The 20,103-nt window shown below is 62.1% G+C and carries 19 protein-coding genes; 10 read left to right on the top strand and 9 right to left on the bottom strand.

Annotation, left to right across the window (positions count from 1 at the left end):
* The first annotated feature begins 76 nt into the window (after nucleotides 1-76).
* Nucleotides 77-988, top strand: coding sequence for a LysR family transcriptional regulator (locus F506_RS11820; protein ID WP_053197687.1), 912 nt, complete (start codon nucleotides 77-79; stop codon nucleotides 986-988).
* Nucleotides 989-1,001: 13 nt separating this feature from the next.
* On the opposite strand, the gene F506_RS11825 is transcribed toward F506_RS11820, so the two are convergent.
* Together F506_RS11825 and F506_RS11830 are read right to left on the bottom strand one after the other, a co-directional pair.
* Complete coding sequence (locus F506_RS11825) at nucleotides 1,002-1,307, bottom strand: helix-turn-helix domain-containing protein (protein ID WP_053197688.1); 306 nt, start codon at nucleotides 1,305-1,307, stop codon at nucleotides 1,002-1,004.
* Between the two features lie 12 nt (nucleotides 1,308-1,319).
* Nucleotides 1,320-2,609, bottom strand: a complete 1,290-nt coding sequence (locus tag F506_RS11830) for a type II toxin-antitoxin system HipA family toxin (protein ID WP_053197691.1) — start codon at nucleotides 2,607-2,609, stop codon at nucleotides 1,320-1,322.
* 252 nt (nucleotides 2,610-2,861) lie between these two features.
* Between F506_RS11830 and queE the strand changes: the two genes are divergently transcribed.
* The 4 genes from queE to ldcA all read left to right on the top strand — a co-directional run bounded on the left by queE (nucleotide 2,862) and on the right by ldcA (nucleotide 5,590).
* Complete coding sequence (gene queE, locus F506_RS11835; RefSeq protein WP_053197693.1) at nucleotides 2,862-3,497, top strand: 7-carboxy-7-deazaguanine synthase; 636 nt, start codon at nucleotides 2,862-2,864, stop codon at nucleotides 3,495-3,497.
* Between the two features lie 150 nt (nucleotides 3,498-3,647).
* On the top strand, nucleotides 3,648-4,094 hold the full coding sequence (gene queD / locus F506_RS11840; RefSeq protein ID WP_053197695.1) for a 6-carboxytetrahydropterin synthase QueD: 447 nt from the start codon (nucleotides 3,648-3,650) through the stop codon (nucleotides 4,092-4,094).
* Between the two features lie 13 nt (nucleotides 4,095-4,107).
* The gene (tadA, locus tag F506_RS11845) at nucleotides 4,108-4,656 is read left to right on the top strand and encodes a tRNA adenosine(34) deaminase TadA (RefSeq protein WP_053197696.1); all 549 of its coding nucleotides are present in this window, start codon (nucleotides 4,108-4,110) and stop codon (nucleotides 4,654-4,656) included.
* Nucleotides 4,649-5,590, top strand: coding sequence for a muramoyltetrapeptide carboxypeptidase (ldcA, locus tag F506_RS11850; RefSeq protein WP_053197699.1), 942 nt, complete (start codon nucleotides 4,649-4,651; stop codon nucleotides 5,588-5,590). Before tadA ends, ldcA begins: the two co-directional genes overlap by 8 nt.
* Nucleotides 5,591-5,631: 41 nt before the next feature.
* Here ldcA and F506_RS11855 read toward each other — a convergent pair whose 3' ends face one another.
* Complete coding sequence (locus F506_RS11855) at nucleotides 5,632-6,228, bottom strand: DUF1439 domain-containing protein (protein WP_083458263.1); 597 nt, start codon at nucleotides 6,226-6,228, stop codon at nucleotides 5,632-5,634.
* Between the two features lie 245 nt (nucleotides 6,229-6,473).
* Here F506_RS11855 and F506_RS11860 point away from each other — a divergent pair, with 245 nt between their 5' ends.
* The 5 genes from F506_RS11860 to F506_RS11880 all read left to right on the top strand — a co-directional run bounded on the left by F506_RS11860 (nucleotide 6,474) and on the right by F506_RS11880 (nucleotide 12,437).
* Nucleotides 6,474-8,072, top strand: coding sequence for an ABC-F family ATPase (locus F506_RS11860; RefSeq protein WP_083457796.1), 1,599 nt, complete (start codon nucleotides 6,474-6,476; stop codon nucleotides 8,070-8,072).
* 47 nt (nucleotides 8,073-8,119) lie between these two features.
* Nucleotides 8,120-9,259: a quinolinate synthase NadA gene (gene nadA / locus F506_RS11865; RefSeq protein ID WP_200907669.1), complete on the top strand. Its 1,140-nt coding sequence runs from the start codon at nucleotides 8,120-8,122 to the stop codon at nucleotides 9,257-9,259.
* Complete coding sequence (nadC, locus tag F506_RS11870; RefSeq protein ID WP_053197706.1) at nucleotides 9,256-10,143, top strand: carboxylating nicotinate-nucleotide diphosphorylase; 888 nt, start codon at nucleotides 9,256-9,258, stop codon at nucleotides 10,141-10,143. The genes nadA and nadC overlap by 4 nt, the downstream gene beginning before the upstream one ends.
* 192 nt (nucleotides 10,144-10,335) lie before the next feature.
* Entirely contained in the window at nucleotides 10,336-11,631 is a 1,296-nt protein-coding gene (locus F506_RS11875) for an MASE1 domain-containing protein (RefSeq protein ID WP_235471136.1), read from the top strand.
* On the top strand, nucleotides 11,628-12,437 hold the full coding sequence (locus F506_RS11880) for an alpha/beta hydrolase (RefSeq protein WP_053197707.1): 810 nt from the start codon (nucleotides 11,628-11,630) through the stop codon (nucleotides 12,435-12,437). Before F506_RS11875 ends, F506_RS11880 begins: the two co-directional genes overlap by 4 nt.
* A gap of 19 nt (nucleotides 12,438-12,456) precedes the next feature.
* Here F506_RS11880 and F506_RS11885 read toward each other — a convergent pair whose 3' ends face one another.
* The 6 genes from F506_RS11885 to F506_RS11910 form a co-directional block, all read right to left on the bottom strand.
* Complete coding sequence (locus F506_RS11885; RefSeq protein ID WP_407638183.1) at nucleotides 12,457-14,745, bottom strand: patatin-like phospholipase family protein; 2,289 nt, start codon at nucleotides 14,743-14,745, stop codon at nucleotides 12,457-12,459.
* Between the two features lie 130 nt (nucleotides 14,746-14,875).
* A complete protein-coding gene (locus F506_RS11890; protein ID WP_053197711.1) occupies nucleotides 14,876-15,154 on the bottom strand; it encodes a putative quinol monooxygenase in 279 nt (92 codons plus the stop codon).
* Nucleotides 15,155-15,244: 90 nt separating this feature from the next.
* The gene (gene nadB, locus F506_RS11895) at nucleotides 15,245-16,846 is read right to left on the bottom strand and encodes an L-aspartate oxidase (RefSeq protein ID WP_053197713.1); all 1,602 of its coding nucleotides are present in this window, start codon (nucleotides 16,844-16,846) and stop codon (nucleotides 15,245-15,247) included.
* Between the two features lie 197 nt (nucleotides 16,847-17,043).
* The gene (gene purT, locus F506_RS11900) at nucleotides 17,044-18,255 is read right to left on the bottom strand and encodes a formate-dependent phosphoribosylglycinamide formyltransferase (RefSeq protein WP_053197715.1); all 1,212 of its coding nucleotides are present in this window, start codon (nucleotides 18,253-18,255) and stop codon (nucleotides 17,044-17,046) included.
* 179 nt (nucleotides 18,256-18,434) lie between these two features.
* Nucleotides 18,435-18,746, bottom strand: coding sequence for an AtuA-related protein (locus tag F506_RS11905; protein WP_053197717.1), 312 nt, complete (start codon nucleotides 18,744-18,746; stop codon nucleotides 18,435-18,437).
* A gap of 1 nt (nucleotide 18,747) precedes the next feature.
* Nucleotides 18,748-20,088 carry an acyclic terpene utilization AtuA family protein gene (locus F506_RS11910; RefSeq protein WP_144424042.1) on the bottom strand — a complete coding sequence of 447 codons (1,341 nt, stop codon included), beginning with the start codon at nucleotides 20,086-20,088 and terminating at the stop codon, nucleotides 18,748-18,750.
* Nucleotides 20,089-20,103: the final 15 nt, after the last annotated feature.

Genomic DNA, 20,103 nt, shown 5'->3' on the forward strand with positions numbered 1-20,103 from the left:
CCAGCTTACTTGTTTGCATTTATAAAGATAATTACCTAATATCGGGAATGATCCTTCCAAAATCTGGTAGTTGCCTATGAATCGTCTCGACTCCATGTCCGTTCTGATCGCCGTTGTCGACGCGGGCAGCCTGTCGGCCGCCGCGCGTGTTCTCGACATGCCGCTGGCGACGGTCAGCCGCAAGGTGGCTGAACTGGAGGAGCATCTGAAGACGCGCCTGCTGCATCGTTCGACGCGACAGTTGTCGCTGACGGAAGCAGGGATCTCCTACGTCGCCGCCTGCCGCCGCATCCTGGAAGAAATCGGCGAAGCCGAGCGCGCCGCGACAGGGGAATACGCCTCGCCCAAGGGCGAACTGCTGATCACGGCGCCGGTGGCGTTCGGACGGCTGCACGTGGTGCCGGTGGTGGCGGAATTTCTCGTGCAATACCCTGAGATCGGCATCAACCTGATGCTCACGGACCGCGTGGTGCATCTGATGGATGAACATGCCGATGCCGCGATACGCATCGGTGACCTGCCCGACAGCATGCTGATGGCGACGCGCGTGGGAACGGTGCGGCGCGTGATCTGCGCCAGCCCCGCCTATCTGGCCGCGCACGGCCGGCCGCTCAGGCCGCAGGATCTCTCCGGGCATGCCTGCATTACGTTCGAGGTCCTCGCATCCATGCGCGCCTGGATGTTCGGGAGCGGCAAATCCGAATTCTCGGTGCCGGTGCAATCGCGCCTCACGGTCAATACGGCGGAGGCCGCCATCGCCGCTGCAACGCTGGATGTCGGATTGATACGCGTGCTGTCTTACCAAGTCGCGGACGCGGTTCGCCGGCAGGTGCTGCGCGTTGTGCTGGAGGAGTTTGAGTCGGCGCCACTGCCCGTCAGCCTGGTGCACACGGGGCAGGCGCCGTTGCCGCTGAAGCTGCGCGCCTTTCTGGATTTCGCGACGCCGCGTTTGCGTGAGCGCACCGCGGGCGTATTGGCGGAACCATGAAAAGACGGCCTGGCTATACCTGCTGATCGCCTGACACCGGGCGGATGCGGCTGATCGACAGTCGCAATCCCACCAGTCCCAGCAATTTTTCCGCGGTCGCGATGGTGCCGCCGGAACGGCCGCTTTCGATGTCGCGGAGAGTGCGTTCGGATAGCCCGGTGACTTTCGCCATTTCCTTGATGGTCAGGCGCATGGTGGTGCGCAAGTGGCGTGCGGCTTCGGCCAGATCCCACTCGGGATGGGCGAGCACGCCGTCGACAGCCTGCTTGCGCAGTTGCACCTGTTCTTGCAGCGAAATCGGGTTGTAGCGTTTGTCCATGATGTCGTCGATTCAGTGCAATGCCTGCAGTCGCGCGGCATGCGTGCGCAAGGGGAGCTGCAGATAAGCCAGAACATCCTCTTCCAGGCCGAAATCGCGTCCGCGATCGGCCACTTCCAGCAACGGCGTCGCCATCGCCTGCAACGTCTCCAGCAGAGGGGTGCGCGGCAACCGGGTTTGCCCGGCAACCGAGTCGATCACGGCCTGCCAGTCCGGGCTGCCGCCGTCGTGCTGCGACCAGCGGATGCGACGCGAAATGCCGTCCGGATGCAGATACATGGGGGCGAAATCGAACAGCGGCGTCAGGCCGATGCGTCCGGCTTCATCGCGCGTGATCGCGGTATTGCGGGCGTGATTGTCCTTGTTGGCCAGCGCGACGTTGGCGACGTCGCGGCGCAGGTACTCGCAGATTTCAGCAAGTGGATCGGAGGCGATTTCGCACAATCTCATGCAGGCTTCGTCATGCGTCGGCACCTGGCCGAAGCCGGGTTTGCCGGTCAGGGCGGCCAGGCTTTCCTGGGCCAGGCGGATTACCTTGCCGCCGTCGACGCGACGGTCGAAGCGCGGGATGAACAGGGCGCGCTCCTGCATGTGTAACCGCGCATGCACGCGCAAGCCGAGATGGCGGGCGATTTCCATGTACGGCGCTTCCTGGCGCAGGATCTGGGCCAGGCGTTCATTGGCGCCGCGGCCGAATTTGACGATGTAATGTTCGCGTGCGCGCTCGTCGGGCAGGGCGTGGTCGAGGTAGAGCAGGCCGTCGTCGGCGCGGGTCAGCAGGATCTTGGGCCATTCGCCTTGCACGCCGGACGAACCGGCGACGAACAAGCCGTGCCGGGCCAGGTATTCCGTGAAGTCGTCGGCGCGCGTGGCGACTTCCTCGTCGGTGAAGCCGTGCAAGGGACCATCCTGCCGCTGCAGCCACTGCGCCGCCTCCTTGATCCGCAAATTGCCGATCGGATTGCCGGCACCGGCGAGCAGCAGCGGCCAGTCTCCGGCTGCCTCGGCGTTTTCCGACAAGCCGAGCCGGCGCAGCAATTCCTGGCGCCCGTATCCCTGCGGCAGCATGTCGATCAGGAACACCGGCCAATGCGGCAGGTCGAGCGATGCCAATGACACCGGGAAGCCGCTGGACAAGGCATGGGCGTCGCGCCGGTTTTGCCAGGCGACCGCGTATTCCAGTCCATAGCCGCTGGACGTAGGCGTAAATACGCCCTGCGCGGCAGCCCCGGTCAGGCTGACATTGGCGGCCTCGGTCCAGTGATTGTCAGCGAACAGCTCGATGGTGCAGAAGTCGTCCATATGGGCAGAAAAATAGCAATAATATGAAGGTAATTACTCATTATAGTGATATTTTTCTACCGTAATGGTGGTGTCGCTCGATTTGTTGCGAGAATGATGCACGCGGAGGGCGCAGCACCGCATCCCGGGCGTCACGCCCGGTCGCGGCGGCAGACACGCTATAATGACGGCTTACGGACGACGCGCGGTGCAAGCCTGCGCGCGCAGCTCCGAAACCCGCGGCGCACACGCCGCCGCCAGCCCCCTATCATCGTGACTTACAGCATCAAAGAAATTTTCTATACCTTGCAAGGCGAGGGTACGCACGCCGGTCGTCCGGCGGTGTTTTGTCGTTTCAGCGGCTGCAACCTGTGGACCGGCCGCGAAGAAGATCGCAGCAAGGCGATTTGCCAGTTTTGCGATACCGATTTCGTCGGCACCGACGGCGAGGGTGGCGGCAAGTTCAAGACCAGCGACGCGCTGGCGCAAGCGATCAACCAGCTGTGGCCCGCGTCCTATGCGGCCAGCAAGTACGTCGTGTTCACCGGCGGCGAACCGTTGCTGCAGCTCGACGAGGTACTGATCGCCAGCATGCACGCGGTCGGATTCGAGATTGCCATCGAAACCAACGGCACGATTCCGGTGCCGCCCGGGGTCGACTGGATTTGCGTCAGCCCCAAGATGGGTTCCGAACTGAAGGTATTCAAAGGCAGCGAACTGAAGGTCGTGATTCCGCAGCAGGCGCAGGTCCTGGCCGACTATGAGAAGCTGGATTTCGCGCATTTCCTGCTGCAGCCGATGGACGGCCCCGAAGCCGTGCGCAATACCAAAATGGCGATCGAGCTGGTCAAGAATAATCCCAAGTGGAAGCTGAGCATCCAGACGCACAAGCTGTTGCAGATACCGTAAGAACAAGTGCAAGGCCTCGCAGCCAGCTCGTGAGCGATTCGAGGAAACCGCTGCGATATAGCTGTTATCGGCCTGCGCCCCTGTTGCCGGGCGCGCGTTTGTTTACAATCCGTTTCTGATCCATTCCTATTTTCAATCCGTAAGGCGTTCATGCTGACCATTACCCGTAAACTCGAATTCGATGCCGGCCACCGCATCCCCGACCACAAGAGCCAGTGCCGCAATCTGCACGGCCACCGCTATACCCTGGAAATCACCCTGGTCGGCAAGGTCATCGAAGTCGAGGGCAGCTCCGACAACGGCATGATCATGGATTTCTCCGACATCAAGACGCTGGCCAAGCAACATCTGGTCGACGTCTGGGATCACGCGTTCCTGGTCTATGAAAAAGATCAGCCCGTGCGCGATTTCCTGGCAAGCCTGCCGGACCACAAGACGGTCGTGATCGACCGCATCCCGACCGTGGAGAACCTGGCGCGCACCGCCTTTGACATCCTCAACGCGGCCTACAAGGACGCGTATGGCACTGGCTTGCATCTGCAAAAGCTGGTGCTGCACGAAACGCCCAATTGCTGGGCCGAGATCACGGCCGACTGAGGCGCCAGAAATCATGACCGGCACGTTCACGGCCTCGCCTGAGCACATGCAGCTTGCGCTGGTGCAGGCGCAACACGCCTGGGACCTTGGCGAAGTGCCGGTCGGCGCAGTGGTGGTCAGGGACGGCGAAGTCATCGCCACCGGCTACAATCAGCCCATCGGCAAGCATGACCCGACCGCGCATGCGGAGATCATGGCGTTGCGCGCGGCCGCCGGGATTCTCGGCAACTACCGTTTGCCCGGCTGCGAACTGTATGTCACGCTGGAGCCTTGCGTGATGTGCGCCGGCGCGATGATGCATGCGCGCCTGGCGCGCGTGGTCTACGGCGCGGCCGATCCCAAGACCGGCGCCTGCGGTTCGGTGCTCAACCTGTTCGCGCAGGAACAGTTGAACCACCACACCGAGCTGGTCGGCGGCGTGATGGCGGATGCGTGCGGACAGATGCTGAAGAGTTTTTTTTCGGAACGCCGCGAACAGCTGAAGCAGGAAAGATTGCAGCGCCAGGCAATCGCCCACGCGCATGCCAACGCCCATTCAATCGACGATGAAGCCAATGACTGAAACCTTGCTTGCTCCCGATATTCACGTGCCGGCCGGCACCTGCGTCGCCATCATCGCTCCCGGCGGCTATGCGCCCGACGAGGCGGCGGTCGGGCGCGGCATCGCTTTGCTGGAAGCGCAAGGCTGCAAGGTCAAGAGCTACTATGATCACGCTGCGCGGCACCAGCGTTTTGGCGCCACCGATGCCGGCCGCGCGGCCCACATCCAGCAGGCGGCGGCAGATCCTGAAGTGCAGGTCGTCATCGCATTGCGCGGGGCCTACGGCATGTCGCGCATCCTGCCGGTACTCAATTACGAGGCGCTGGCCGCCAGCGGCAAATTGTTCGTCGGCTACAGCGACATCACCGCCTTGCATCTGGCCTTGCTGGCGCAGACCGGCGCTGGTGGTATTGCCGGGCCGATGCTGTGCGGCGATTTTGGCGCCGAGAACCCGAGCGCGATGACGATGAACAGTTTCTGGCGCGTGCTCACGCAACCGATGCAGACCATCGCCGTGGAACAGGCGGGCAATCCGGCGCTGAAGGTTTCGGGCAAATTGTGGGGCGGCAATCTGGCGATGGTCGTGCATCTGCTCGGCACGCCGTATTTCCCGCAGATTGACGGCGGCATTCTGTTCGTCGAAGACGTCAACGAGCATCCGTATCGCGTCGAGCGCATGCTGCTGCAACTGGAGCATGCGGGTGTGCTGGCGCGCCAGAAGGCGGTGCTGCTGGGTGATTTCTCAAATTACCGCTTGTCCGACTACGACAACGGCTACAACTTCGAACAAATGCTGGGCTATGCGCGCCAACATCTGTCGGCTCCGTTGCTGACCGGGTTACCGTTCGGCCATATCACCGACCGCGTCAGTTTGCCGGTCGGCGCCCACGCCGAGCTCGAGTCCGACGCGCGCGGCTTCTCGCTGCGTCTGAGCGGCTATCGGACCCTGACCTGAGCTCGTCCTGAGCAGCAGTCCTGAGCAAGCAGGTTGGAAGCTTACAAAGGCTTGATTTCAACCTTGACGCCATCGCTGAGCACGGTGATGGCGCCCGGTTCGAATCGTTTGCCGTTCATTTCCAGTTGCTCGGGTTTGAAGGTGTAGAGCGGGTAATCCTTGAGCACTTGTTCCGCCGCAGCGTTGCCGATGGCATTGAGCTGCGGCGCATATTGCGCCGGTACACCGGCGATGTCGACTTTCTCCACAGTGGGCGCATCCAGCCGCACCGAACGTGTGGCGGCGTCGTATTTGAGCGCGCTGCTCAGCGACAGCGTGCCGTTGACGGGTTTGTTCATGAGCAGTTTGTTGTCGATCTGCGCGTCGACCACGGTGGTCAGGCGATTGCTGTCGGGATTGAGCGCCAGGCGCGGATTGCTGAGGTTGACGTCGAACATGTCCATGTAGCGCAGCTTGCGCGGGAACTGCGTGGCGAGCGCCGTCTGCAGGTCTTTTTTCGGAAACGTGTATTCATTGGTCCAGATGTTGTAGGCAGCCTGGCTGGCGCTCGCAGCCGCCAGCGCGCCGCAGGCCAGCAGTAAGGCTCCCGCCAGGCTGCGCCAGCGCTTGCCGAAGGCGGATGTTGTCGTTTTGATCATCATTTTCCCATTCTCGGAGTGTCGGAGAAAACGGTTGGAACCGTTGCCGGGCAAATAATTCAAAGCGATTCTTCCCGCGGTGCGGCGCAGTCACGCCGGACTTGGCCTGCGATGGTAAAATCACGTGTTTACACCTGACCTCGCCTAGCCTCATTCGGTCTCATTCGACTTCCCGGCTTGGCTTGGTTTCCGGCAACTTGCCGGGCAATCTCAGGCAACATCACCATACGTAAAGGCTTTTTTCAGTGTTATCCACGGCAAACATCACGATGCAGTTCGGCCCCAAGCCGCTGTTTGAAAACATTTCGGTCAAATTCGGCGAGGGCAACCGCTACGGCCTGATCGGCGCCAATGGTTGCGGCAAGTCGACGTTCATGAAAATCCTCGGCGGCGACCTCGAACCGTCGGGCGGCAACGTCAGCCTGGACACCAACGAGCGTCTCGGCAAGCTGCGCCAGGACCAGTTCGCCTACGAAGAAATGCGCGTGCTGGACGTGGTCATGATGGGCCACACCGAAATGTGGGCGGCGATGGCCGAACGCGATGCGATTTACGCCAATCCGGACGCCACCGACGACGACTACATGAAGGCGGCCGACCTGGAAGCCAAGTTCGCCGAGTACGACGGCTACACGGCCGAAGCGCGCGCCGGCGAACTGCTGCTGGGCGTGGGCGTGGACATTGAACAGCATCAGGGCCCGATGAGCAACGTTGCGCCAGGCTGGAAGCTGCGCGTCTTGCTGGCGCAGGCGCTGTTCTCGAATCCAGACATCCTGCTGCTCGACGAACCGACCAATAACCTCGACATCAACACCATCCGCTGGCTGGAAGACATGCTCAACGAGCGCAATTCCACCATGATCATCATTTCCCATGATCGCCACTTCCTGAACCAGGTCTGTACGCACATGGCCGACATGGACTACGGCACGCTGAAGGTTTATCCGGGCAACTACGACGAATACATGCTGGCATCGTCCCAAGCGCGTGCGCAGCAACTGTCCGTCAATGCCAAGGCCAAGGAAAAGGTCGCCGAGCTGCAAGACTTCGTGCGCCGTTTCTCGGCCAACAAATCCAAGGCGCGCCAGGCCACATCGCGCGCCAAGCAGATCGACAAGATCAAGGTCGAAGACATCAAGCCGTCCAGCCGCGCCAATCCCTTCGTGCGTTTCGAAGGCGAGAAGAAACTGCATCGCCTGGCGGTGGAGACGCAAAGCATCAGCAAGACCTACGACCGTCCGATTTTCAAGAACTTCAGCATCATGGTTGAAGCCGGTGAAAAGATCGCCATCATCGGCGCCAACGGCGTCGGCAAGACCACGCTGTTGCGCTGCATCGGCGGCGATGTCGCCGGCTTGCAGCCCGATAGCGGACTGGTCAAATGGGCGGAAAACGCCAGCGTCGGCTACATGCCGCAGGATCCCACCGAGGAATTCGCCAAGGGTGAAATCCTGACCGACTGGATGGGACAGTGGACCCAGGAAGGCGACGACGATCAGGCGGTGCGTTCGATCCTAGGCCGCCTGCTGTTTTCCGGCGACGACGTCAAGAAGTCGGTCCAGGTGCTGTCCGGCGGCGAGAAGGGCCGCATGATGTACGGCAAGCTGATGCTGGGCCGTCATAACGTCCTGCTGATGGATGAGCCGACCAACCACATGGATATGGAATCGATCGAGTCGCTCAATATCGCGCTTGAAAAGTATGCCGGCACGCTGATCTTCGTGTCGCACGACCGTGAATTCGTTTCGTCGCTGGCGACGCGCATTCTGGAAGTGAAGGAAAACGAGATCATCGATTTCCGCGGCAGCTACGAAGATTATCTGTCCAGCCAGGGTATCCAGTAACTTTTTCAGGCGATCGATGTTTCGATCGCCTTTTTATCGTCCAAGCCATGCAAGCAACCGCAATGAAGGTCGTCGAATTTGAACGGCCGCAGATGGAGACCGGCAGCAGCTGCACAGCCAACGCGTGGGCCAGGGTCCCGGCCACGCCGACGGCCGATGAACGCCACGCATTGAAGGCGCGCATCAAACAACTGCTGAAGGAAAAACAGGCAGTGCTCGTCGCACACTATTACGTCGACGGCGACCTGCAGGACCTCGCCGAAGAAACCGGCGGGTGTGTCTCGGACTCGCTCGAAATGGCGCGCTTCGGCCGCGACCATGCCGCGCAGACGCTGGTAGTCGCCGGCGTGCGCTTCATGGGGGAAACCGCCAAGATCCTGAGTCCTGAAAAGCGCATCCTGATGCCCGATCTGGACGCGACCTGTTCGCTCGATCTCGGTTGCCCGACCGATGAATTCAGCGCCTTCTGCGACGCCCATCCGGACCGCACCGTGGTCGTGTACGCCAACACCAGCGCCGCCGTCAAGGCGCGCGCCGACTGGATGGTGACCTCGTCGATCGGTCTCGACATCGTCAAGCACCTGCACGCGCAAGGCAAAAAAATCCTGTGGGCTCCCGACAAGCATCTGGGCGGCTACATCCAGAAACAGACCGGCGCCGACATGCTGCTGTGGCAGGGCTCCTGCCTGGTGCACGACGAGTTCAAGGGTGTCGAGCTGGAATTGCTGCGCAAGGAATATCCCAAGGCCCTGATCCTCGTGCATCCGGAGTCGCCTGAAGGCGTGGTGGCGCAAGCCGACGTGATCGGCTCGACCTCGCAGCTGATCGCCGCCGTGCAATCGTCGGACGCGAAGGAATTCATCGTCGCCACCGACAACGGCATCCTGCACAAGATGCGCGCCGCCGCGCCGGGCAAGATCTTCATCGACGCGCCGACCGCCGGCAACGCCGCCACCTGCAAGAGCTGTGCGCATTGCCCATGGATGGCCATGAATGGTTTGCAGAATCTGCTGCACGTGCTGGAAACCGGCAGCAACGAAATCCACGTCGATCCTGCCATCGGCAAGAAGGCCGTGGTCTGCATCGACCGCATGCTGGATTTCGCGGCGCAGAAAAAAACCAATGTGCGTCCGACCGGCGCATTGGAAAACGAACAAACACTGTTTGCAGGAATCGGCCCAGCATGAGTCTCACCGTCAGCAGCACAAGCAATCTGCGCAATCCGTTCGCACCTTTCGATCCGGCCTTGTCGGCGGCATTTGACGCCAACGTCAATCTGGCGATTGCCGAAGACGTCGGCAACGGCGACCACACCGGCAAGCTGGTGCCGGAAAACGAACACGTCAAGGCGCGCGTCATCGTGCGGGAACAAGCTGTCTTATGCGGTGCGCCGTGGTTTGAAGCGGTCATGGCGCGGCTTGATCCTCGCCTGCGCGTCGACTGGAAATTCGGCGAAGGCGACCTGATGCCGGCCGACGCCGAGGTCTGCCGCATCGAAGGTCCGGCGCGCGCCTTGCTGACGGCGGAGCGCGGTGCGTTGAATTTCCTGCAATTGCTGTCCGGCGTGGCGACCGCCACGCATCGCTACGTCGACCTGATCCGCGACACCCGTGCCCGCATCCTCGACACGCGCAAAACGCTGCCGGGCCTGCGCCTGGCGCAGAAGTACGCCGTGCGCGTAGGCGGCGGCATGAACCAGCGCCTGGCGCTGTACGACGGCATCCTGATCAAGGAAAACCACATCGCTGCAGCCGGCGGCATCACCGCTGCCGTGACGGCGGCGATCAAGCTCAACGCCGGCGTCAGCATCCAGGTCGAGGTCGAAAGCATCGATGAGCTCGGCGAAGCCCTGGCAGCAGGCGCGACTTCGATCCTGCTCGACAACTTCTCGCTCGACATGATGCGTGAAGGCGTCATGATCAATGCGCGCCGCGCCGTGCTGGAGGCGTCCGGCGGCATCAACATGGAAACCGTCCGCGCCATCGCCGAGACCGGCGTGGACCGTATCTCGGTGGGCAGCCTGACCAAGGATCTGCAAGCGATCGATTATTCGCTGCGCATCGTCGGCTGAACCGGTTTTCTGCTTTCTTCCGGCACGACCCGCATGGCCTTCACGGCATGCGGGTCGTGTCGTTTTGCGACCGCTTGCGATCGCGTTGGCAGCGGGCGCTGATAGAATGCGCCATTGCACCGGGGGGCCGGTGAGGCAATTGAACGGCGGCACGTCCACCAGCGCCGGCAGGTCATCTTCAGGGAATCCATCGTGAAATCAAACAATCTCACCGCACCGCTGCTATGGGCTGCACTGTATTTCGTGTTCGGCTTCGTCTCGCATGCGTTGAACGGCTCTTTCGTCGCCACCGGCTACATCTGGCTGCCGGCCGGGATCACCGTCAGCGCCTTGTTGCTGACGCCGACCGCGCGCTGGTTTCCATTGCTGGTGCTGTTGTTCGCCGCGCAGATTTTCCTGGGCTGGCTGGAGCATCGCGAACTCTGGCGCATGGCCTTGTTTTGCCTGGACGAAATCGGCGTCGCGGCGGTGGCGGTGTGGCTGGTCAGGCGTGCGCCTTTTCCGATGGAAGGATTGTATTTCGTTCGCGGCCTGCTGATGGTCGGCGTCGGCGCCAGCGTCGTCAGCGGTCTTTTCGGCGCGGGCTGGTTCGCGATAACGCAAGGTACGTCATTCTGGCCAACCCTGCGCGTCTGGGCGCTGTCCGATCTGGTCGGCATCCTGATCATGACGCCGGTACTGGCGAGCTGGTCGCAGTTCCGGGCGACACGCTCGGGCGGGATTGCGCGCACCGAATTCCTGCTTGGACTGGCTTCTTTCGTTGCCGTCATCGCGACCGCTTACCTTGCATTCGACAGCGATCTTGACCGCATCATTTTCGATATCGATTTTTCAACGACGTATCTGCCGCTGTTTTTCATCGCGCTGGTCGCCCTGCTGTGGGGCGGGCGCGGCGGGGCCTTGTCGGTAGCGGTATTGTCCCTGATGGCGTTCGTCTACAACTCCCTGGGGCGCGGGCCGTTCGTCGAACTGGTCCGGCTGAACTCCAGCAATGCCTTGCTGGAGCTGCAGATCTATCTGGCGGTGGCGTCGCTATTGTCGCTGCTGATCAGCGCATTGAAGACCACACGCGAGCAGCTGCATGAAGATGTGGCGCGCTGGAAGAGCAACGTCGAGCTGGCGCTGACGGTGAGCCGGCAACTGGTGTACAGCATCGATCCAGCAAAAAAGACCGTTGCCTGGAGTGGCGACATAACGGCTTTGCTCGGTCTGTCGCCGGACAAGCTCACGGCCCTGGACGAGGTATTGAAGCTGGTGCATCCACTGGATCAGCATCGCCTGCGCCAACGCTGGCTGGAAGACGAGAATGGCGACAGCGATGAAGCGCGCGAAGACATGCCGTTCCGCTTGCAGCTGGCCGACGGGCGAAGCATCGGCGCGACCGACATGAGCCGCAGTTTGCGCGATCCCGACGGCAGCCTTGTCATGGTCGCCGGCACATGGCATTTCAACGGCGCAGATCTCGCGCAGGGCCGGGGCGAAAAATGACAGCCCGGGTTGGCGTCATCATGATCCACGGCCTGGGCGGCACGCAATACGATCTTGGCTCGCTGCACAAGATCCTGCAAAAAGCGGGCATCGATACCCATGCCGTGACTTTGTCCGGTCACGGGACCAGGCCGGAGGATCTCATCCCGGTCCGTGCCGAGCAATGGATCGACATGCTCATTGCGCAATATCGCGAATTGCAGCCTCGGTATGAGCAATTGCATGTCATGGGCATGTGCATGGGGGCATTGCTGGCGCTGGTGTTGTGCGAGCGGGTCGGGCATACGGAAAAACAGGGCAAGCTGGTCACGCTGGCGCCGCCGGTCTACATCGACGGCTGGTCAACCCCGTGGTATGCCAACTTGCGTTCGCTGTGCTATCTGATTCCGGGCGTCGCGTCGCGCATGAAGGTGGAAGAGGGCGAGCCCTACGGCATCAAGAACACCCTGGTGCGCGCCGTGGTCAAGGCCAAGTTCGAGCGCGGCGACAATTTTCATTATCGCTGGGTGCCGATGGCATGCATCCGCCAGGTTGATCGTCTGCGCAGCTGGGTGTTTGCCGGTGCCAGGAACATCAAGGCGCCGACGCTGATCGTGCATGCGCGGGAAGATGAACTCACCAGTTTGCGCTCGGCGGAGTTCTTGCAGGCGCGTCTTGCCGATGCGCGCACCGTGGTGCTGGAAAACAGCTACCACATGATCTGCGTCGACAACGACCGCGATCAGGTCGCCAACAGCGTGCTGGAGTTTTTCGGCTTCCCGCCGCTGCCGGAACGCGTGCGGCGGCAGCGCGGTACGGTCGCCTGAGAACCGGTTCAGAGGTAAGTCAGAACACGCGTCCCAGCTGCAGATAGACGTTCCACACACCCTGATCGCCAAGCGCGGCGCCGAAGTACAGCGGTCCGACCGGACTGCTGCCGCCGAGGAACATGCTGACGCTCTTTCGGTACGGACCGTCGCCCATGGCGCTGCGCGACTGCCACACGTTGCCTGCTTCGAGGCTGGTGCCGAGCACGGGATTGCGCAGGCCCGGCAGGGCGAAGTCATTGAGGTCGCGCAAGTAGGTCAGCCTGCTGTACAGCAGATAATTTCCATAGAACTGATCGGCCGCATACGCCGACAGGCGCTGGAATCCACCCAGGAAAAAGCCTGGCCCCGGATTGTTGGACGACAGATTGCTGGCCGCTTCCAGCGCCACGTTGACGGTGTTGCGATCATGGCTGAAGGCCCACAGGCTCTTGAACTGGGCGTCGCTGTAGCGATCGTCTTCCTTGCCGAAGCCGCGATGCGCTTCGGCGAACAGGTAGTAGCCCTTGCGCGGAAACAGCGGATCGTCGAGCTGGTCGATGGTCAGTCGTGCGCGCGCCACGGGCTGGTTGCTTTGTGCGGTGTCGTAGAGCGAACCGAAAGACGGATCCGACAAGTTGTAGGTGGGCGTGTATTTGTTGTGCTGATAATTGACGCCCAGCCGCACTTCGCCCAGCCGCGCCAGCGGCATGCCGAGGTCGACTCCGGCGGTGTAGGTATCGATGCGGTATTGCGTCGCCGGCGAGGCTTTGGCGTCGCTGCCGTCGAGGTAGATGTCGACGTAGCGGCGGTTCAGGTCGACATACGGGGACAGATAGATGCCGCTGGTGCCAAGGATCGGCTGACGCAGCTCGCTGTGCAGGCTGGCGCGGTTGTTGCCGAGCACCAGGTCATTGCGCCATTCCAGGCCGCTTTGATTGATCCACGGATAGCGATGGCCGATCTGCAGATTGACGCCGCCGCGACCGTTGAAATTATTGGACAGACCGAGTCCGAACAGCAGATATTGCGGTCCCCAGGATTTTTCCTCCGCATCGATCAGCAGCACGTTGCGGCCATCTTTTTCAACGATCTCCTGGGTCAGTGCGTTGAAGTCGCCGTTGGTCGCCAATTGCGACAGCTGCTGGTTGATCTTGTCGGCGTCGTAGACATCGCCTTCCTTCACGCTGAGCCGGCTGCGCACATAGGCTGCAGGAATCCTTCCGGTGGTCTTGATTTCGATCGCATCGACGCGGGTGTCATGCGCCAGGACGGCTCCGGTCTGGCGCGCCGCCAGATAGGCCTGCCACTGCGCCGGCGGCAGCGACAGTTCGGTGAGGCGGGCGCTTTGCTTCTGCGCCGCGTTCCAGCCTGCGTTGACGCCATCCTTGCCGCGCGCAAAATCCGTGAAAGACATGCCGGCCAGTTCCGGTTCGATCAGCACGTCATCCTTGCCCAGCAGGGCCTTCTGCGCCTTGACGTTTTGCTGGATCAGGATGCCCACCATCTGCTGCGCGACGGCAGTGGGAGATTGCAGATTGGCGGGATCCTGCAAGGGGGTGGCGATGTTGACCGCGATGATGACGTCGGCGCCCATGTCGCGTGCTTCCTGCACCGGCAGGTTGCTGACCAGGCCGCCATCGACCAGCGTGCGGCCGTCGATGGCGTACGGTGCGAACAGCCCCGGCACCGCCATGCTGGCGCGCATGGCGCGCGGCAGGGAGCCGCGCTCAAGGATGACTTCGGTGCCCTTGCCGAGATCGGTGGCGACGGCGCGAAACGGAATCGGCAAGCGCTCGAAGGAAATGTTGGCCGGCAACTGCGCCGTCCAGTTCTGCAGCAAGGTCAGCAGGTTGTTTCCCTGCACCAGGCCGGGAGCGAGTTTGAGCTTGCCGTCGTCGTAACCGGCGGCAATCGAGATCGGATACTGGAAATCGTCTTCACGCTGCGATTGCGGCAGCTTGGCGCGCTCGTTGCGGTCGAAGGCGATGTCGCTGAGATTGGTCTGCGACAGGCAGTTTTCCAGGTCTTCCGCCGAAATCCCGGTGGCGTACAGGCCGCCGACCAGCGCGCCCATGCTGGTGGCGGCGATATAGTCGACCGGCACGTGCAGTTTCTCCAGATATTGCAGCACGCCCAGATGCGCATAGCCGCGAGCGCCGCCGCCGGACAGGACCAGGCCGACGCGCGGGCGCGGCTTGGCTTCGGGTGTCGTTGCTGTTGCGGAGGAAGCCTCTGCGGCCGATGAGGAGGAAGCAGCAGTGAGGAATGCAACTCCCGCCAGCAAGCCGAGCAAGCGAAGGGAGAGAAGGGCGGGAGGGCGTGTCACGGTGTGGGGGCGAGGAATGGCGATGGCCGTAGTGTAAATCGGGCCGGACCGAACACGCAATGCAACACGTTCAGACAGTCTTCATCCCGGACGGATGCGGCAGCGGCGCGGCGCCGCGGCGCCGCAAAATTTACCGGTAGTAAGCGCCGACCGGCGGCGCAGCCAGCATGGTCTTCACTTCCTCGATGCTTTCGCGCGGCACATGCTGCAGCGACTGATGATGGGCGTCGATGCTGTCCCAGACTTCGATGATCACCATGCGCGACGGGACGGTCTGATCCTGCAGAAACTGGCAGGACCGGCAACCGGGAGATGCGAGGATGGTCGGCAACAGGGCGGTCAGGAACTCCTTCAGCGCGTCGACCTTGTCGTCGAGCGCCTGGAATGTATTGATACGCGTAATGCTCATCGTCTCCTCCTTCGGCGGGCTGCGTTCAACGACGCAATGATGCTGTCGTTGCTGTTCCTGCCGTCATTATGAACCGAATCGCCCGGGCTTTCACTTTTGCGGGGATAGCACCGTCGGCACGGCTTGCGCCAGGGTGTCCGGATAGTCGAGGCTGTAATGCAGGCCCCGGCTTTCCTTGCGCGCCAGTGCGCTGTTGACGATCAGCGAGGCGACCTCGACCAGGTTGCGCAGCTCCAGCAGATCGCGCGTGATGCGGAAATTGGCGTAGTACTCGTCGATCTCTTCGCGCAGCAGCCGAATGCGGTGCTGCGCGCGTTCCAGGCGCTTGTTGGTGCGTACGATGCTGACGTAATTCCACATGAAGCGGCGCAGCTCGTCCCAGTTGTGCGAGATCACGACTTCTTCGTCGGCGTTAGTGACGCGGCTTTCGTCCCAGGCCGGCAACGCCATCGCCGGCGCAGCGGGCTGCTGCTCGATGAACTGCGCGGCGGCGCGGCCCAGCACCAGGCATTCCAGCAGCGAATTGCTGGCCAGGCGGTTGGCGCCGTGCAGACCGGTGTAGGCGGTCTCGCCGACGGCATACAGGCCGGACAGGTCGGTGCGGCCAGACATATCGGTCACCACGCCGCCACAGGTGTAATGCGCTGCAGGCACGACCGGGATCGGTTGCTTCGTGATGTCGATGCCGAACTCCAGGCAACGCGCCTGGATGGTCGGGAAATGTTCCTTGATGAATTCCGGCGGCTGGTGGCTGATGTCGAGGTCGACATGATCGAGGCCGCGTTTTTTCATTTCAAAATCGATGCTGCGCGCCACGATATCGCGCGGCGCCAGTTCGGCGCGTTCGTCGTGTTCGGGCATGAAGCGTGTGCCGGCAGCGCTGCCGGCGGCGGCAGGCAGCTTGAGCAAGGCGCCTTCGCCACGCAAGGCTTCGCTGATGAGGAAGGACTTGGCGTAAGGGTGATACAGGCAGGTCGGATGGAACTGGATGAATTCCATGTTGGCGACGCGGCAACCGGCGCGCGACGCCATGGCGATGCCGTCGCCGGTGGCGGAGTCCGGATTCGACGTGTACAGGTAGACCTTGCCGGCGCCGCCGGTGGCGAGCACGGTGTGGTCGGCCGCAATGGTGACGACCTTGCCCTGCTTAATGTCCTGCACGTAGACGCCGACGCAGCGCGGTGCGCCTTCGGCTGTGGGATCGAGCTTTTTCGTGGTGATGACGTCGATCGCGCAGTGATGTTCCAGCAGCGTGATGTTGGGATGGGCACGCACGCGCTGCTCCAGCGTGACCTGCACCGCATGGCCGGTGGCGTCAGCGGCGTGGATGATGCGGCGCTGGCTGTGGCCGCCTTCGCGGGTCAGGTGGTAACCCAGTTCGGCGCTGTCGTCGCGCGTGAAGGGCACGCCTTGTTCGATCAGCCACTCGATCGCTTCGCGGCCATGCTCGACGATGAAGCGCGTGGACGCCTCATCGCACAGGCCGGCGCCGGCGATCAGCGTGTCGTCGATGTGCTGGTCATGGCTGTCGCCCGAGTCGAGCACCGCAGCGATGCCGCCCTGCGCCCAGTTGCTGGCGCCGTCGAGCAACTCTCCCTTGGAGACCACGACCACGTTTTTCTTTTCGGCAAGATGCAGGGCGACGGATAAACCGGCAAGTCCGCTGCCGATGATGGCGACATCGAATTTCATGAGGGCTGAGGAGATGTTGAAAGGAAGGCACGATTATATCCGGCAATCGCGCGCGGCTTTGTCAGCCGGGAAGACGGGGTAAGGGGAAGGGGCAAGAGGCAAGAGGAGGAGGGCAGGAGCGGGGAACAGCGGAAAGAACGCATCGCTGCAGTAAGGACGAGCATCGCTGCACGTGGGCAGCGATGCGACTCAATCGATCAGGAAGTCTTGACCGGCTTGACCTTGGCGGCGGCTTGCTTGGCGCGGATGCGGGCGTCGCTGACGTTGTCGGCGGCGGCCAGGGCCACGCCCATGCGGCGGCGCTCAAACGATTCCGGCTTGCCGAACAGGCGGATGTCGGCGCCCGGGATACGCAGCGCATCGGCCACGCCTTCGAAGGCGATGGCCTTGGCGTCATGCTGGCCGTAGATCACGGCGGACGCGCCCGGCGTGCGCAGCGCAACGTTGACCGGCAGGCCGAGGATGGCCTTGGCGTGCAGTTCGAACTCGCTTTGGACCTGGGTGACCATGGTGACCATGCCGGTATCGTGCGGACGCGGGCTAACTTCAGAGAACCAGACCATCTCGCCCTTGACGAACAACTCAACACCGAACAGGCCCAGGCCGCCGAGGTTTTCGGTGACCTTGCGGGCGATGTCGCGCGCCTTGTCGAGTGCCGCCGGATGCATCGGATGCGGCTGCCAGGATTCGACGTAATCGCCCTTGACCTGCACGTGGCCGATCGGGTCGCAGAAGCTGGTGACGGTGTCGCCGTTCTCGTTGAGCGAGCGCACCGTCAGCAAGGTGATTTCATAATCGAAATCGATGAAGCCTTCCACGATCACCCGACCGGAGTCAACGCGGCCGCCGGCAGCGGCGTAATTCCAGGCGGCTTCGACTTCGGCGGCGCTGTCGATCTTCGACTGGCCCTTGCCCGAGGACGACATGACCGGCTTGATCACGCACGGGAAGCCGATTTGTTCGGTAGCGGCTTTCAACTCGTCGAGGCTGTCGGCGAAGCGGTAAGGCGAAGTCGCCAGGCTCAGCGTTTCACCGGCCAGGCGGCGGATGCCTTCGCGGTTCATGGTCAGCCAGGCGGCGCGGGCGGTCGGGATGACGCGCGCCTTGCCGGCTTTTTCCAGTTCGACCAGGGTTTCGGTGGCGATGGCTTCGATTTCAGGCACGACCAGGTCGGGCTGTTCCTTGGCGATCAGGGCGGCCAGTGCGGCGCCGTCCGTCATGTTGATGACGTGCGAGCGGTGCGCGACCTGATGGCCCGGCGCATCGGCGTAACGGTCCACGGCGATCACTTCCACGCCCAGGCGTTGCAGGGCGATGATCACTTCTTTGCCGAGCTCGCCGGAACCGAGCAGCATGACTTTGGTGGCGGAAGGAGAAAGCGGGGTGCCGAGGCGAACGGGAGTCTTCATTGGATAAATGCAGAATGGAAAGGATGGGAAAGTCGGGGAATCGCGCGACGATACCAAATCCTGGCCATTTTGGACAGCCAAAATTGTGCTGCCGTTAGCAAATCGGAAAGCTCTTGAGAGAATGCTTGAAGAAAGGCGGATAAGTACAAGCAATTCATTGCAACAGCCTCACACGCCCTTTATTCCTGCTCGGGAAGCACGATGGCGAGCATTGCCCCGCTCAGACTCTTCCCATGTGCATCCAGCGCCAGTGAACGTGTCACGCCGCCGCCCAGCGCTTGCTGCATGACGAAGTTGAGGGCGCCCAGGTGCGGTAGCGTGTAGCGGACTACCTCGCCTCGCACGACACCGGCGAAATGCGCCTTGACGCGTTCCGGGGTCAGGTATGTTTCCAGCAGGGCGTAGTCCTTGAGGTCGTAGGCGATGACGGAGATGTTGGATATATCGCCTTTGTCGCCGGCGCGTGAATGCGCGATGTCACGTAGCAGCATGTCAACTTTCCTCGAAATGGATGGCGGGATGAATCAATTCACGCGGTACCAGCGCGGAGAGGACGGCGATGATTTCCTTGGCTGATTTGGTCACGCCTCCACCACCGGCTGGGCCGCAGGTATACAAGGTTTCGACTTCGTTGCCGATGCGTATCGCTTCACGCATGCTGGCGGTGCGGCCGACGACCCGGGCGCGGACTTCGTAGGGTTCGACTGCGGATGCCGACTGTTGGCCGTTGTGAATGGCATTGACACCGATCAGGTCGTAACGCGTCTCGTCGGTCTTTACATCGATGATGGCCAGGCGCTGCCTGACGATGTCCAGCGCCAATTGTCCGCGCGCCTGTGCGCCGGGGCCGGCATAGGATATCTGTCCTTCGCCGATGTAGCTGTCGACATACCCCAGCGTGGTCTTGAGGGTGGCAGGGCGCGGACGGCCGGAGGCGCCGCTGATGGCGACGCGGTCGGGAGCAATTTCCGTGATCGAGACCTGTGAGAAATCGGCAATGACATCGGGAGTCAGGTAGGCCTGAGGGTCATGAATTTCGTACAGCAGCTGTTCCTTACAGGTGGCTGCGGTGACCTGGCCGCCGGATCCGGCTACCTTGGTGATCACCATGCTGCCGTCTTCGGCGATTTCGCCGATGGGAAAACCGAGGCGCGCCAAACTCCTGACGTCTTTGACGCCCGGATCGGAAAAATAACCACCGGTGATCTGCCCGGCACACTCGAGCAAGTGACCGGCCAGGGTGCCTTGGCCCAATCGCGGCCAGTCGTCCATGGCCCAGCCGAATTCATGAATCAGCGGACCCAGGACCAGCGCAGGATCGGCGACGCGGCCCGTGATGACGACATCTGCACCGGCTTTGAGAGCGTCAACGATGGGTTGCGCGCCAAGGTAGGCGTTGGCGGAGATCAGTTTGTCGCCGAGCGATTTCACGGGCTTGCCGTTGTCTTCAATGCGATAGTCGCCGTCGAGCAGAACATCGAGCACGTCGTCGCCGGCGACGGCGGCGATTTTCAGCCCCTTCAGTCCCAGCGCTGCGGCGATTTCTCTGACTTTTGCCGCGCCGGCGAGCGGATTGGCGGCGCCCATGTTGGTAACGATCTTGATGCCTTTGCCGGCGCATAGCTTCAGTACCGCCAGCATGCGATCGGCCAACAGCGGATCATAGCCCTGGTTCGGGTCGGCCCTGCGTGTCTGCTGGCCGATGGCGATGGTGCGTTCTGCCAGGCATTCGAAAATCAGATAGTCAAGCTCGCCTTTTTCGACGAGCTCGACGGCGGGTTCAATACGGTCGCCGGAATAACCGGCGCCAGCGCCGATGCGGATGGTTTTCATGTGATGCGCCATGTG

This window comes from Herbaspirillum hiltneri N3 (assembly GCF_001267925.1).
Lineage (GTDB): Bacteria > Pseudomonadota > Gammaproteobacteria > Burkholderiales > Burkholderiaceae_D > Herbaspirillum > Herbaspirillum hiltneri.